Origin of the sequence: Changchengzhania lutea (assembly GCF_006974145.1) — a bacterium.
GTDB classification, from domain to species: Bacteria; Bacteroidota; Bacteroidia; order Flavobacteriales; family Flavobacteriaceae; genus Changchengzhania; species Changchengzhania lutea.
The window spans coordinates 3,926,561-3,941,047 of the sequence record NZ_CP039456.1 but is presented as its reverse complement, the minus strand read 5'-3'; the positions used below and the strand labels follow the sequence as shown (position 1 = coordinate 3,941,047).

Annotated in this window: 11 protein-coding genes and 1 tRNA gene; 5 read left to right on the top strand and 7 right to left on the bottom strand. The window is 33.7% G+C overall.

The window, feature by feature from the left end; translation table 11 throughout:
* Positions 1-20: 20 nt before the first annotated feature.
* Positions 21-1,520 carry an aminotransferase class V-fold PLP-dependent enzyme gene (locus FAF07_RS17600; RefSeq protein ID WP_142786349.1) on the top strand — a complete coding sequence of 500 codons (1,500 nt, stop codon included), beginning with the start codon at positions 21-23 and terminating at the stop codon, positions 1,518-1,520.
* Between the two features lie 364 nt (positions 1,521-1,884).
* Complete coding sequence (gene trxB / locus FAF07_RS17595; RefSeq protein WP_142786348.1) at positions 1,885-2,862, top strand: thioredoxin-disulfide reductase; 978 nt, start codon at positions 1,885-1,887, stop codon at positions 2,860-2,862.
* A 66-nt stretch (positions 2,863-2,928) separates the two neighbouring features.
* On the opposite strand, the gene FAF07_RS17590 is transcribed toward trxB, so the two are convergent.
* Positions 2,929-3,525, bottom strand: a complete 597-nt coding sequence (locus FAF07_RS17590; protein ID WP_142786347.1) for a DUF2652 domain-containing protein — start codon at positions 3,523-3,525, stop codon at positions 2,929-2,931.
* Between the two features lie 270 nt (positions 3,526-3,795).
* Here FAF07_RS17590 and FAF07_RS17585 point away from each other — a divergent pair, with 270 nt between their 5' ends.
* The 3 genes from FAF07_RS17585 to FAF07_RS17580 all read left to right on the top strand — a co-directional run bounded on the left by FAF07_RS17585 (position 3,796) and on the right by FAF07_RS17580 (position 4,348).
* Positions 3,796-3,957 carry a DUF1328 domain-containing protein gene (locus FAF07_RS17585; RefSeq protein ID WP_142786346.1) on the top strand — a complete coding sequence of 54 codons (162 nt, stop codon included), beginning with the start codon at positions 3,796-3,798 and terminating at the stop codon, positions 3,955-3,957.
* A gap of 34 nt (positions 3,958-3,991) precedes the next feature.
* Positions 3,992-4,129 carry a hypothetical protein gene (locus tag FAF07_RS18630; protein WP_185956474.1) on the top strand — a complete coding sequence of 46 codons (138 nt, stop codon included), beginning with the start codon at positions 3,992-3,994 and terminating at the stop codon, positions 4,127-4,129.
* A 144-nt stretch (positions 4,130-4,273) separates the two neighbouring features.
* Positions 4,274-4,348, top strand: a tRNA-Pro gene (locus FAF07_RS17580).
* Between the two features lie 226 nt (positions 4,349-4,574).
* Here the strand turns inward: FAF07_RS17580 and FAF07_RS17575 are convergent.
* The 6 genes from FAF07_RS17575 to FAF07_RS17550 all read right to left on the bottom strand — a co-directional run bounded on the left by FAF07_RS17575 (position 4,575) and on the right by FAF07_RS17550 (position 14,471).
* The gene (locus tag FAF07_RS17575) at positions 4,575-7,388 is read right to left on the bottom strand and encodes a triple tyrosine motif-containing protein (protein ID WP_246067735.1); all 2,814 of its coding nucleotides are present in this window, start codon (positions 7,386-7,388) and stop codon (positions 4,575-4,577) included.
* Entirely contained in the window at positions 7,385-8,488 is a 1,104-nt protein-coding gene (locus FAF07_RS17570; RefSeq protein ID WP_142785143.1) for an ISAs1 family transposase, read from the bottom strand. Before FAF07_RS17570 ends, FAF07_RS17575 begins: the two co-directional genes overlap by 4 nt.
* A gap of 270 nt (positions 8,489-8,758) precedes the next feature.
* Positions 8,759-9,313: a class I SAM-dependent methyltransferase gene (locus FAF07_RS17565; protein WP_142786345.1), complete on the bottom strand. Its 555-nt coding sequence runs from the start codon at positions 9,311-9,313 to the stop codon at positions 8,759-8,761.
* A 21-nt stretch (positions 9,314-9,334) separates the two neighbouring features.
* Entirely contained in the window at positions 9,335-10,597 is a 1,263-nt protein-coding gene (locus FAF07_RS17560; protein WP_142786344.1) for a YaiO family outer membrane beta-barrel protein, read from the bottom strand.
* Entirely contained in the window at positions 10,591-13,020 is a 2,430-nt protein-coding gene (locus tag FAF07_RS17555; protein ID WP_142786343.1) for a sulfatase-like hydrolase/transferase, read from the bottom strand. Before FAF07_RS17555 ends, FAF07_RS17560 begins: the two co-directional genes overlap by 7 nt.
* 14 nt (positions 13,021-13,034) lie before the next feature.
* Complete coding sequence (locus tag FAF07_RS17550) at positions 13,035-14,471, bottom strand: glycosyltransferase family 2 protein (protein WP_394344961.1); 1,437 nt, start codon at positions 14,469-14,471, stop codon at positions 13,035-13,037.
* Positions 14,472-14,487: the final 16 nt, after the last annotated feature.

Genomic DNA, 14,487 nt, shown 5'->3' with positions numbered 1-14,487 from the left:
TATTCAAAGTCATAATAAAGATGAAGTCTATTGTTGGCAGTATTAAAAAGAGATCTAATCTAGAAGATTATTTCGAGCCTTTCAGAAAGAATATCGTGGGCAATGATCACTATTTTGAATCGCCTTATGGAAGAAAAAAAATCATCTATGCCGATTGGACCGCTAGCGGAAGACTGTACAGACCTATTGAAGAAAAACTACTCAATGAGATAGGGCCTTATGTTGCCAACACGCACACTGAAACGGCTATCACGGGATCAGCTATGACCTCGGCTTACATTGATGCAAGAAAAATTATTAAAAGCCATGTCAATGCATCAGGAGATGATGTGTTAATCACGGTAGGTACTGGCATGACAGGGGCCATCAATAAATTCCAGCGCATTTTAGGATTAAAAGTAAGCGAGAATTTAAAAGACTGTACAGAAATCCCAGAAGAAAAAAGACCCATTATTTTTGTGTCGCATATGGAACACCATTCCAATCAAACCTCTTGGCTGGAAACCATTGCAAGGGTGAGAATCATTCCTTCCAATGAAGACGGGCTGCCCTGTATAAAAGGATTGAAAACCTTGATTGAAGCCCACAAAGCATGTCCCATAAAAATTGCTGCCATAACGGGCTGTTCCAACGTTACGGGAATCAGGACGAACTATCACGAAGTTGCTAAAATCATGCATCAAAACAACGGTCTGTGTTTTGTCGATTTTGCCTGCTCCGCACCCTATGTGACTATCAATATGCACCCAGATGATGAGGATGCATATTTAGATGCCATAACATTTTCTCCCCATAAATTTTTGGGAGGCCCAGGATCTTCGGGAGTTTTAATTTTCAATAAAAAATTATATAAAAACGTAGTGCCAGATAACCCTGGTGGTGGCACAGTAAGTTATACAAACCCTTGGGGCGACCATGATTATATAGATGATATTGAAACTAGAGAAGATGGTGGAACGCCGGGTTTTTTACAAGCCATAAAGATTGCACTGTCAATTCAATTGAAAGAAAAAATGGGTGTTAAAAATATTTTGGATAGAGAACACGAATTGAATGCCATTATTTTTGATAAGTTAAATACCATTAATAACTTAAAAATTTTAGCTCCTGAGCATATTGATAGATTAGGTGTGTTTTCATTTTATATTGATGACGCACATTACAACTTAATAGTAAAGCTTTTAAATGATAGGTTTGGAGTGCAAACTCGTGGCGGATGTAGTTGCGCAGGAACTTATGGGCATTATTTGTTGAATGTAGACGAATCTACATCAAAATCTATAGAAAAAAAGATACTCGATGGTTGTTTAATTGAGCGCCCAGGTTGGATACGTATGTCTATTCATCCAACCATGACCAATGAAGAAGTGAACTTTATTTGCGATGCTATTAAAGCCGTTTCTAAGAATTTTAAGGCATGGAAAAAAGATTATGAATATAACGCTATTAAAAATGAGTTTATTCATAAGAGTGAACCCGATACAGCTGCTGTGATATTAAAAAACTGGTTTAAGTTATAATTCAAGATTCATTTTCATGAAATAGGATGTTGTACTTGTGTAACAAATGTATCCTATTTCATGAAAATGAATTGTGATTTATGCAGAAGCTAATTCTTTTAATAGAAGTGGTTTAAACTTTTTTGATTGAAGCGAAAAATAGCTATTTTTTATTCATTTTAAAGACTTTTTTGCACTTCATAGCAGGGCTACGAAGTAATAAAAAGGCGAAAAAGGGGTGAAAAGGAGCCTTTTGCAGCCAATTGAAAAAAGTTTAAACGACTTCATAAACAAATTTTATATTTTAATAAAAACTGTTGATAACTTATAAGTAAGGATTTCCACAAAAATTCTACTTTTGTCTTGAAACAATGTTATAAAAATTATGTCTGATACTATAGAAAAAGTACAATGTCTCATTATTGGTTCTGGTCCTGCGGGATATACAGCGGCAATTTATGCAGCAAGAGCAAATATGAAACCTGTTTTATATCAAGGAACACAACCAGGCGGACAACTAACAACCACCAATGAGGTTGAGAATTTTCCAGGTTACCCAGATGGCATTACAGGTCCTGAAATGATGATGGAATTACAAAAACAAGCGGAGCGCTTTGAAACCGATGTGCGTGATGGTTGGGTTACTCGAGTAGACTTTACAGGTGATATCCATAAAGTTTGGGTGAATGAAACTACCGAAATTCATTGTGATACGGTTATCATATCTACAGGAGCGTCTGCAAAATATTTAGGAATAGAATCTGAACAAAAATATTTGAAACTCGGAGGCGGTGTCTCTGCATGTGCTGTTTGTGATGGCTTTTTCTACAGAAATCAGGAAGTGGTTATTGTAGGTGCTGGCGATTCAGCTTGTGAAGAGGCTCATTATTTATCTAAACTTTGTAAAAAAGTAACGATGTTGGTTCGTAGAGATGAATTTCGTGCTTCCAAAATTATGGCAGCGCGCGTAAAAAATACCCCGAATATTGAGATTTTATTCAATACAGAAACCGACGAGGTTTTAGGAGATGGACAAGTCGTTACTGGTGTGCGCGTTTTTAATAATCAAACCAAAGAGAAAATGGATATTCCGGCGACTGGATTTTTCGTAGCTATTGGGCACAAACCCAATACCGATATTTTTAAAGACTATTTAGAGTTGGATGAAACAGGCTATATTATTAATGTTCCTGGAACAGCAAAAACAAATATAGAGGGCGTATTCGTTTCTGGCGATGCGGCAGACCATGTATATAGGCAAGCTGTAACTGCTGCAGGTACAGGTTGTATGGCGGCGCTAGATGCAGAACGTTACTTAGCAGCTAAACATTCGGAATTCGAATTTACAACGCCTCAATACTAAGGCGTATTTAAACTAAAAAAACCGAAGCACAGCTTCGGTTTTTTTATAGTCATATAAAATATATAATTACCTCATATGATTTACTAAGGGTTTTAAATCTACATAAGTATAACCTATTTCTCCTAAGTGCTCATATATATGACCACCATCTTTTAATTCACTCCAATATAAATTACCATCAAGATGATCCATATTATAGTACTTTAAAAGATCATTGGACAATAAGAGGTATTCTTTCTTTTCAATATCATTTTTTAACAGCCTGTGCGCAATAATGACATCTTCCCCCATCAATTTAATATGCTTTCCTATTTGTACGGTTTCAACTTCAGTCCCAAAATGCAATATAATTTTTAGACCTAAAGTTTCAGGTATTTTGTAGCTTTCTTTTTCATCACTATGGGTATCAACAAGTTCACCTAACTTTTTATAAAATTGAACGTAAAATCTAACACATTGAGAAATGAGTTGCTTTAAAGGAGGCAGTTTTCCCCTTCTGTAGAAAAGCACAGCATCGCCTTCAATTTCAGAAACTTTCAAACCTATTTCATTAGAATAAATAATTTCGTTCAATAAGGCAGGGATAACCTTCGAACTAAGTTCAGAATTCGTTTCGCTCATAAATTGAGTAAAGCCACTTATATCGGGAATGCAAATTAACATATGAGATATTTTTTAAGAAAAAATAATTGTTAAAGATATACTTAATTTGAATTGAAACTGTGCTTATATGGGTTTTATTTTTGATTAGAAACCAATTATATTAGGCTATAATATTTATGTTTATCATGGTTTTATTTTCTTAAAGATATTCTATAAGGTTAACAAGTTTATTAAATGAGTTAAATTACAAACCTTATTTATAGGATCTTTGTAGTGCAGGAGTTTGAATGTCAAACTTTGAAATCAACTAACCATTAAATCTAAAAAAGTATGTTACGTTGGACCATTATATTTATTGTAGTAGCTATTATAGCTGCTATATTAGGTTTCGGAGGAATTGCTGGAGCATCAGCAGGAATTGCTAAAATTTTATTTTATATCTTTCTTGTTTTATTTATATTATCTTTACTAAGAGGCGTTATAAAAAAATAAATACCAATCAATTAAATTTTAAATATTATTACTTATGAAAAAATTAGCAAAACTATTTTTAGTATTATTTACAATCTCAACAGTTTTTACTAGTTGCAGAGAAAACAAAGCAGATGACGTTGAAGACGCTATGGAAAATGTAGCAGATGATATTGAGGATGCTGTAGATTAATTATCTTAAATCAGAATTATTTAAACCGAAGCGACCATGCTTCGGTTTTTTTATGTCAAAAATTTAAAAAAAAATGTCATAATTTTTTTGTAAATTTTTTCAGTTTTGATATAAAAATGCGTTCTTTGGTTTCAGAAATTATTTCGGGATGTGGCGCAGTCCGGTTAGCGTACACGGCTGGGGGTCGTGTGGTCGCAGGTTCAAATCCTGTCATCCCGACTTTTAGGGTATCAATGGATGGTAAGCTTTGATCAAAATCGAAAATAAACGACCAAACATTATCATATCAACCAATGAGATCTTGAGAAACCAAATTTTTGAAATCATTAAAAATCAAAATTAGCTTCTTGCCTACGAATTTTAAAATCATTTTTCAATTTAATAAATTGCTAAAACACAAAATAATTTATAGTCCCAAAAAAGTGTGTAAGTTAAAATAGCCATATTATATATTCATTAAGTAGCCTGTTAGATTCTGTTTTCTTTTCAAACCAAGTTTTTTCCGTAATCGGTATCTAGCAAGTTCTACACCTCCGTTTGAAATATTCATAACCTCGGCTATTTCTTTGGTGGACATATTGATTAACAAGTATGTAGATAAATCAAGTTCTCTTGGAGAGATTGTCGGGTGTTTTTCTTTTAATCGTTTTAAAAACTCAAAATGAACGTTTTTTATATGTTTTTCTAGGTCTTTCCAACTTTTATCGGTGTTTACTTCTTTAATGATGCTTTTTTTTAATTTATTAAATTGAAATTTTGTTTCTTCATTCATTGATTGGGTATCTATTTCCTTTAACTTCTGGATGATGCCATTTAAGATTTTATTTTTTTTTACAACTTGTAATGAATTACTTACTAACTCCTTGTCCTTTGATAGAATTCTTGTTTTAAGTTTGTCTCTATTCAATTTTTCAATTTCCTTTTCCATTAGGTACTGCTCCTGTTTAATTTTTGATTCTTTTTCTAAATAAATTTTTCTTTGTTCAATAGTCTTATAATATTCTCTTTTTCTATATCGTGCCCTTATAATGATAGATATGAAGTAAATACCAAGTGCCAAAAATATTAAATATGCTATATAGGCAAGATAATGCCTGTGCCAAGGAGGGGAAATACTGAAAGCTAAATATTCTTCATCAGACTCAATCCCATAACTGTTTTTTGCCTTAACTTTCATGGTGTAATCACCTTCTATAAGGTTGGTGTATTCTTTCATTGCTGTTCTGGTCCAGTTGCTCCATTTATTATCAAATGGCTCTAATTGATAGGCATATGTAACATTGTTTATATTTTCAAATTCAGGAGAAGAAAATGTAAATTTAACGTTGTTTGCTTTGTAAGGAATTTGATACTCATGAGTTTTTTGTTGTGGGTTGCCTTGCATGATGGTATCATTTGCAAAAGAAAAACTCCTAATAAATATTCTAGGTTTAGTATTGATTTTGTTTGTAAACTGTGAGTCGAAATGTACCAAGCCATTTGTGGAACCAATAAAAATGTTTTTAGGATTTATAGTGTTTACAGATAGATAGTTATCAACTAAATTACCTGTTAAATTAGAAAATGTGGCTTGATGTTTTTTATAATTACCCCTTTCACCTTTCATCAATACACCTAAAGACCCATTAAAGGTGTACCATAAATTCCCACGCGAATCTTCTATTAATGAATTAATATTGGGTATTACTTCAAATAACTTACTTAGCGCTTCTTTTTCACTGAATGTGTTTTGACTTTTAGAGTAAGAATAGAACTTATTGTTGCTTTGAAAACAGACATTGCCATTTATTTTTTGTAGGCTACTAATTCCGTGATGTTCTGGAGTTAAATGGGTTATAGTTCTTATGGATATGAATTTTTTTAAATCATTGGAAATTTCCATTTGATATAAAAGATCGTCCTTGTTTAACCATAGATATGAATCATCTAATTCAAATGAATTTGACGATTTATCAAAGCCTTTAATTTTATTTTTGTAGATCAGCCCCTTTTTTGTTATTTCGAATAAAGCAAATCCCAGATAGTTTGACCCTATAACAAAGTTAGGTTTGTTGGGTACTTTCCTAAAAGTATAATAACCTATGTTGTCTAAAACTTCAATAGTTTTTTTACCCTCAATTATTAAGGCTCCCTTATTATTTGCGCATACCAAGTTGTTTCCTAATACTTGAATATTCCAAGATTGGGCAGTTGTGCCTTCTACCAAAGTAAAAGAGTTGTCTAAAAAAGAACTGTTCAATAAATGGCAAAAAACCCCTTGGTTTGTCGCAGCATATAAAAACCCTTTATGTATTACAGAGCCGTAAACGGTACTAAGGTTATCGCTTGAAGAGAAATAAGTAAATGGAGAATTTGTATTAACAAACGAAATACCATTATCCAAACCCAGCCAGAGATTGTTTTTACTGTCTATGAAAGAACTTAAAACCGTATTGTTTTGAAGTCCGCTTTCAATACTTAAATGTTGAATTATTTTACCATTAAAATCACAAATAATGATACCGTTCAATACAGAATTCAATACTATTAATTCATTATTTATAGCGACGCCTCCTAAAGAACTGTTCTTTTTAATAAAATTATTGGACTCGGTATCCCATGATGTTATTTTTTCGTTTTCATAAACAAATAGTCCTTTTTCTAAAGTAGCTATTAATAATTTATCGTTTGGCATGGAAAAGATGCCCCATATTTCAGAATTATTAAGATAGCCAGTGCCATCCAGCAAATTTAAACTTCCATTTTTGTATTCTAAAATACCAGTTGTAGGGTCTTGAAAATAAATACTATTGCCAACCATATATGAAAACTGAAAACGATTAAGGGCTTCCAATAATTTTATTTTACCATTGGTATATACATAGGCCACACTGAAAGACTGGAAAATCACTTCATCATTATAAATATGGATTTTCCATATAAAATCTGATTTTGTAAAGTTTACGTTCTCAATAAGATCTATCAACGAAACATACACCAGCTCTCCGTTTAAGCCCGATTCAAAATACCCAAACTCATTATACCCGCCAACATAAATGCGACCTGTATTATCATCAATTTTCACACTTCTGATAGAAAGCGAGTTGGATATGGTGTAATTACGCCAAGACGAACCGTCAAATTGCAAGAGCCCATTGTTATTGGCAAAGTACATATTGCCGTTTTTATCTTGGTCGATACCCCAATTTTGTGTGCCACTTTGGTAATCGGTTTTTTTATAATTTGTAATATTCGGTGTGCCCATGCAGGGCAAACTCACACTTTTATTCCTAAGATCTTAATAAGATAGTTGTTATTGTAAGCCGCTTTTAGCCTTTTTCCTTTTAGTCCTTGCTTGGTTTGTTTATCTTTTCTTAGCAAGTTTAGTGCAATTTTGCTTAGTATAGAGAAATTTTGGGCAGCATTACCAGCTCTTTTTCTTGAGGCGTCTTCAGAGAAAGCCACATCGAGTACCCAATGTAGTTTGTTTTCAATTCCCCAATGTAAGCGTATCATTTTCTGTAGTGCTTTTGCATCTGTTTTCACACTTGATATATAATATCTTGTAGCTGTTTCTGTTGGCTTGTCGGAGTTTTTAAATTCTCTAATACTTTCTACTTTTACTATACTTTCCAGCCCTGTCCATTTATCTTGGTCTTCAATAAATTTAAAGTCATTGATAACACTACATTTTCGTGTTTCTATCCTGCCGTGTCCCAGATCTTCATCGGTATGGCTATCTATAGTCTTGCCAAAGCGAAATTCGTCTAGAATATCTTGATGCAATTGCTTTTGGTTTTCTTTTACAGCTAAGATGTAATCTGCTTCTTGTTTAATAATAGTTTCTGCAATAGCCTTTTGACAGCCCATGGCATCAATGGTAACTACACATCCTTTTACAGTAATTAGTTCCAGTAGTTTTGGTATGGCCGTAATTTCATTGGATTTTTCAGAAACCTTGACCTGTCCTAAAACCATATTGTTTTTGCTTGCCCAAGCACTTACCATGTGAAAAGGGGATTTCTTACCATTAGATTTAGCACCTCTCAAGGTTTTACCATCAATGGGAATAACCTCGCCAGCCGTTATATCAATCAAATTAGAGACCCAATCTATAAAACAGGTTTCAAATTGTTCTGAATCAATGGAAGAGAACACTCGGTTAAAGGTGTCATCAGAGGGCGTACCATTTGGCAAATCAAGAAATGAACGCAAAAAATCTACTTTTGCTTTGGCATAAGTTTCCATATCTTTCCATGAATCTGCCGCACAAATCACACTAATTATACCAATAAGAAGGATGTCTTCTAAGTTATGAAGCTTGTTTATATCGCTTCTAGGATCGTTTATCTTACTGAATATAGACTTGAATTTGTTCATTGTTTTTAAAACACTTAAATTATTGATTATCAGTATAATATACAATAATTTAAAATGAAAAACAACAGCTATCTAACTAAATATCAGATAATTAAGTGTGTTTTTAAGTAAACAAAATGGCTGAAAAAAGTGTGAGTTTGCCCTGATGACCAATAGCTATTCTTAGTTTAACTAACTTAAAAAGCTTATATAATATTAATTGTAAAACCATATTTAACAACTTAAATGTATAAAGCATAATGAAAAATATATTGGCAAGCGTCGTGTTATTTAAAGGGTACTTATTTTTTTACAGTAATAAATATGTTCTGTAATAGTCTTTTTATTAGATACCATATAACATTCTTGAAAAATTTGTTGAAACTTTTTAAAATTGAATTTTGTATACAGCACCTGACTATAATACGTGTTATGCCTTAATAAATCGTGAGCACTTTGTATAATGGCCAATCCCTTCTTTTTACTAAAAAACGAAAAAGGGATGGAAGAAACCACAGCATCAATATTACCAGTGATGTGTTTTTTTAAATTTTCGGCGCCATCATTGATGATAATTAATCGATCGTCTGTAATGGTTTCTCTCACATGCTCACAAAAACTCTTATTGACCTCAAAGGCATATAGTTTAGATGTTGGCGATATGGTCTTTAATATTTCGCGAGTTATATTACCATGTCCCATTCCAAATTCTACAACAGTTTTATGGTCTTCTTTTGAAATATATTTACAGATATCCACTTCTACCTCTCTACTGGTTTCAGTTATTGCTCCTGTGACTAACAGGTTTTTGGTAAATGCAATGGATGTTTTAATTTTTTGATTCATCTATTTTATATTTATGTATTGTTATCTAAATTTCATATTCCAAGATAAAGCTAAAGAATAAATCCAGAAATAAGACCCTGGATCAAAACTAATTTCTTGATGTGATACACCGGCTTGTACACCCCAAGAATTTTTATTGGCATTTGTAGTAAAATAATACCCTAAATTAAATTTTTGAGATTTAAGGGTTATAACGGCATTCTCATTACCTTCAAAAAAAAATATATTATTCTCAGGTGAAATCCCTGCTCCAGCAGCAATACTAAAATAATTATTGGCATCGCTTCTATATTTTCTATAATTAAGGGTTCCTGACTTACTGGAACCGGGATCTCCAGGGGTAATGTTAGCGCGAAAAGACCAATAACTATTACCCGTATACCAGCCTACAGATCCGGTATAGATAGTTGTTGTTGTACTAAATTTCAAGGCTCTGAATCCAATAGAAGCCTCGAAGCTTTTGGGTAATGACTTATACAATTCGGCACCATATCGAATATCCGGATACAAAAATGAATTAGACACCCCAAAATTGAGATAGGCGTATAGGCCCTTTATTATTCTAGGATACATATCAACTTCAAATTGCGCACCCGTTTCTTGAAACCTATGGCTCACATTAATTTTAGCTAATATACTACCTCGTTTTGTTTGTCTTCCATAACTTAATAAATAATACTGCATGGGGTCAAATACTTCTGAATATATACCCACTGAAGATGTTAACCCTATAGTGTTGTGACTAAGCTTGTCAATTAAATTTTTTTTATAGGTTGTCGCTTTTTCGTGATTAGGATGGTTTCTTAAGAGGTCCTCAATAGTGAGTAAGGCTTCTTCTTTATTATTGGAAGCGTCTTCAGCACTAGCTTTTAGGTATAAAATATCAGGATTATCAGGAAAATGCTTTAATGCATTATTAGACATTTCTAAGGCGCTAAATGGCGCTTCACTCCAAAGTTCATTCTTTATGGCTGCTTCCCAAGTATCTAATCTTTTTGGGCTGCTTTTTAAAATATACCCAAACTCTTTCTTTGCCTTTTTATAGGATCCATCCCATGAATACGTGTTGGCTAAAAACGATCTAATGTCATGATAATTTGGATACTTTGTTAAAATGAGCAACAAGGTATCTTGAGCCTGTTTACGCTGTTTGTTAAATGCCATTTCACGAGCTACCTCAAAAGCTCTATCAGGATCTCCTTTAAAGACTTGCTGCCCAAATGACACCGTACACACAAAAAAAAGTATGGCCATTATATAGTTGCTCATAGCGTTCGTTACCATAATTTTAGGGCTTGTTTAAAGGTTAAATAGTCTGAATTATCTGGGTGTACTTTAATAATACTATCCATTATTTTATTGGCTTGATCCATATTTTCCATACGTTGATAGGCCTTAGCTATTTTAAAGCTAATTTCAGGATTAGTCATGTCATTTTTTAAGGCCTTGTTAAACACTGCTATTGATTTTTCCTCCTGACCCGACCACCAATACAGATCTAAAATGGCCAAGTAGGCATCATCGTAATAGGGTGAGCGTTGTAAGGCACTTAACAGAGCTATTTCAGAATTTTTATAATCCTGTTCCCAGGCTAGCATACGTCCTTTTAATAGTCTTGCATCTGTATAATTTGGAAACTCATTTAAAATATAATCACATAGTAATTGTGATATTTTATATTTTTTATTAAATGACAAATCTCTGGCTATTAGCAACAACTCATCGAAGGTTTTCTCTTTGGCGTATGTGTTAATGGTAGCTAATTGCGCTTCTGAAAATTCAATTTTTGGCGTGACATAAATGTTTAAAGAATCAGGAAATATCTTATTTCTTTGGGTAACGTAGGCGTTCATCTTTTTGAAAGCCAATAATGAATCTGAAATGGTTTTTATCAAGGTTTTATCTGTGATTTTATAGGTTCCAAAATTTTCATTTATCTTGAACAATTCATCATTGGCAAAGAGATAGTCCTTGTAGATCATATCACTGATGCTTCCTTTATATCTCATAAGAGGGATACTATTTACATTTCTAAAATGCTTGACCGTATCCAATCCTTTTCCCATCCATGCTGTTTTTTTTAGCGGCTTGAACTTATGATTGTTCATTAGATAACTCAGCAAACTAGGGGTGACATCCCAATGTGATGATACCGATTTAAAAGATTCGGGGTTTTTCAACATCGGGCTATAAATAAGAAAGGGTACATGAAATCTACAGAGTTTATCTTTTTGTGTAATTGGTATCAGCCTATGATCGCCGGTAATTATGAAAATGGTATTATTATAATCCGGTCTTTTGGAATACGCTTCCATAAACCCTTTAATGGCATCATCAGTATATAACAGACATCCAAAAATATCCCTGTGGGAAGAAATTTGATTTTTTAGAGCTTCTGGTTTTCGGGAATCCTGCAACAGCTTATCAACCTTTGCCATGTAAATGGCTTTTCCTGGAAACTCGAAGGGATCATGGTTAGATAGGGTCATAACAATATCCAATCGTGGTTGCTTTTCAACATTCAGGGACGATAAGGCTTTTCTGAAAATTTCACTATCTGGATAGCCCCAAGAAAAACCGCTGGCATTACTTTCTGTTTTAACAAAGTCGGATCCATATTTGTTTTCATCTATAAGGTTGTCTACACCATTATACTCTAGAAAATTTGTTTTTCGGTCAAAGCTAGACGGTCCTCCTGAATAATATGAGGTATGATAGCCATTGGCTTTTAAGACACTTATTAATGATAGATGAGACGGAATATCTGTAAGTTCCAGAAAACCCTTTTCTCCATAGGGTAATGACCCAAATAATGATGGTAATATCCCAAAAGACCTGCCAGTGGTACTAACAAAATTCTCCCAGTACAGTGATTTTGATGATAATGCATCAAAATAAGGTGTAAACCCGCTATACGTATTGCCATTAACAAACTCAGCCCCTAAACCTTCAACAACAATAACCACAATGTTCGGTTTGTCTTCTTCGCCTTCTATAAATGAAGACAAAACGTCCTCGGTGTTATTAAAAGGTTTTAATAACGGAAAATCAGTTCTGTCCTGATGGTTAAAAGCATTGATTTTGCTTTTCTCGCTTTGAAACTTTACAATGTCCTTTACCAAATAGGCGGTCTTATTTTGAAATCTTTCGGCAGAAGCATTAGCTAGTGTTAGTTTTAAGGCACCAAATAGTAATAGTAATGAAACTCCAATACCAATAGTAAATCGTGGGTTACTATATCTTTTGAGAAGAACATAAACAATAAAAAACAAGGCTGGAAAAATGATAAAAGGTAAAAAGTAGGTCACCGATATCGATTCGGAAACAGATACTGTACTAAATATATCGTCATAGGAATACCCTAAAATATCGGCTCCTAAATTTATTAGTGTGGTCATGCTATACTTCACAAGTGAGAATTGAAGTATTATCAATCCTGTAAATACTATACTTATTACAACAAAGGCCACTTTTTTTCTGATGGTACTAATAATAAAGTATATAGGAAAACATAACATGCCAATTATAAATCCGCTCCAAAAATCATTTAATAATTTGTACACCAAAACCGTTGCCAAATTAGGGTCATTAACTGATGGGTTGGACATATAAAGCTCATAACTGCTTATAATCCAAAAAGCACCAATTAATGCCAGTACGGCACGCAAGTAGTTGGATATCCCCTTATTTTTTATGCTAAACTTCATATTTTTTTAAATTTCTATTTACCCTTAGAGGATTTATGATTTGCTAATCCTTGACGGCCCATTTCTCCCCAAGATTTCTTGCCCCGTAAAAAATCGATATTCCCTTTTATGGCAGCCCACATGACGAATGGATGATAAAGCAAGGGTTCCAAAAGCGCTGTCATTATTAATACGTGTATGTATTTTGATTTTTTGTACTGTTGAAACGAAAATTCTTCAAAGAAAAGGGCCGTAAAGGAAAATAAAATGGAGAAACTATAAACCACCCCAAAGAATATCATAAAAACCAGCCAATTGACTTGTCCAAAAATCAACAGGAACAAGAAAAAGAGGATACCAATAAACTCGATTATGGGCGCAAGCCATTCAAAAAAGAACCAGTATGGTGCACTTAGCATTCCCAATACTTTGTATTTAGGGTTAAAAATCATTTTTTTATGTAATAAAAGTGTTTCAATAGTACCGCGTGTCCAACGGTTTCGTTGTCGGTGCAATACCTTCCATTGTTGGGGTACTTCCGTCCAGCACAATGGATCTGGTACAAAGCCCACTGTATAATCCATATTTTTTTCTTGCATCATTCTTCTCATTCTTACCAACAGCTCCATATCTTCTCCCACGGTATTGGTGTTATAACCTCCAACTTCTATAACGGTTTCTTTATCGAACATCCCGAAAGCACCTGATATAAGTAATAAACCATCCACTTTGGACCATGCCATTCTGCCCATTAAAAATGCGCGAAAATATTCAAGTATTTGGGCTCGTGCCAAAAAGGTGTTCGGTAACCTTACTTCTATAATGCGACCGTCTTCAATAATACAGGAATTTGCAATCCTGATAATGCCCCCTGAGGCAATAACCTTTTTATCATTGTTTAAAAAGGGTCTTATAAGCTTTAACAAAGCATCCCTTTCCAACACACAATCCACATCAATGCAACATATTTTTGGATGATTGCTTATATTGATGCCCGCATTCAATGCATCTGCCTTGCCTCCATTTTCCTTGTCTATAACCTTTAGGTTTTTATACGCCTTTTGTTTGGAAACATAAACGGCCCTTACTTTTTTAGTGGTAATTGGATTATGGTACAATAAGTCGTCCCGAACCATATCAAAAGTATCCAAAAGGATTTTTAAAGTGTCATCCTTGCTACCGTCGTTGATAATTATAATTTCAAAGGATGGATAGGCCAAGGTCAATAAGGAACGGACATTTTCAACAACATTGGCTTCTTCATTATAAGCAGGAGCAAGGATTGAAATTGGCGGCAGGCTCGAGGATTTAAGCAGGGCAATCTCATCTTGAAAATTATGTCTCCTTTTGTAGTCCCTGAGCTCAATTAAAGAAAATACGGCGGAAAAAATATAACCTGAACAAATAATGAGACCATAAGCCAAAAATATCCAACTGGCAATTTCTGTAATCTGATGAAAATTAATATCCAAAAATTAATATCGTTTT

Excerpts from the sequence above, each read along its gene's own strand:
- FAF07_RS17555 (WP_142786343.1), bottom strand. The coding sequence starts at position 13,020 with ATGAAGTTTAGCATAAAAAATAAGGGGATATCCAACTACTTGCGTGCC.
- FAF07_RS17560 (WP_142786344.1), bottom strand. The coding sequence starts at position 10,597 with ATGGTAACGAACGCTATGAGCAACTATATAATGGCCATACTTTTTTTT.
- FAF07_RS17600 (WP_142786349.1), top strand. The coding sequence starts at position 21 with ATGAAGTCTATTGTTGGCAGTATTAAAAAGAGATCTAATCTAGAAGAT.
- trxB (WP_142786348.1), top strand. The coding sequence starts at position 1,885 with ATGTCTGATACTATAGAAAAAGTACAATGTCTCATTATTGGTTCTGGT.
- FAF07_RS18630 (WP_185956474.1), top strand. The coding sequence starts at position 3,992 with ATGAAAAAATTAGCAAAACTATTTTTAGTATTATTTACAATCTCAACA.
- FAF07_RS17565 (WP_142786345.1), bottom strand. The coding sequence starts at position 9,313 with ATGAATCAAAAAATTAAAACATCCATTGCATTTACCAAAAACCTGTTA.
- FAF07_RS17585 (WP_142786346.1), top strand. The coding sequence starts at position 3,796 with ATGTTACGTTGGACCATTATATTTATTGTAGTAGCTATTATAGCTGCT.
- FAF07_RS17590 (WP_142786347.1), bottom strand. The coding sequence starts at position 3,525 with ATGTTAATTTGCATTCCCGATATAAGTGGCTTTACTCAATTTATGAGC.
- FAF07_RS17570 (WP_142785143.1), bottom strand. The coding sequence starts at position 8,488 with ATGAACAAATTCAAGTCTATATTCAGTAAGATAAACGATCCTAGAAGC.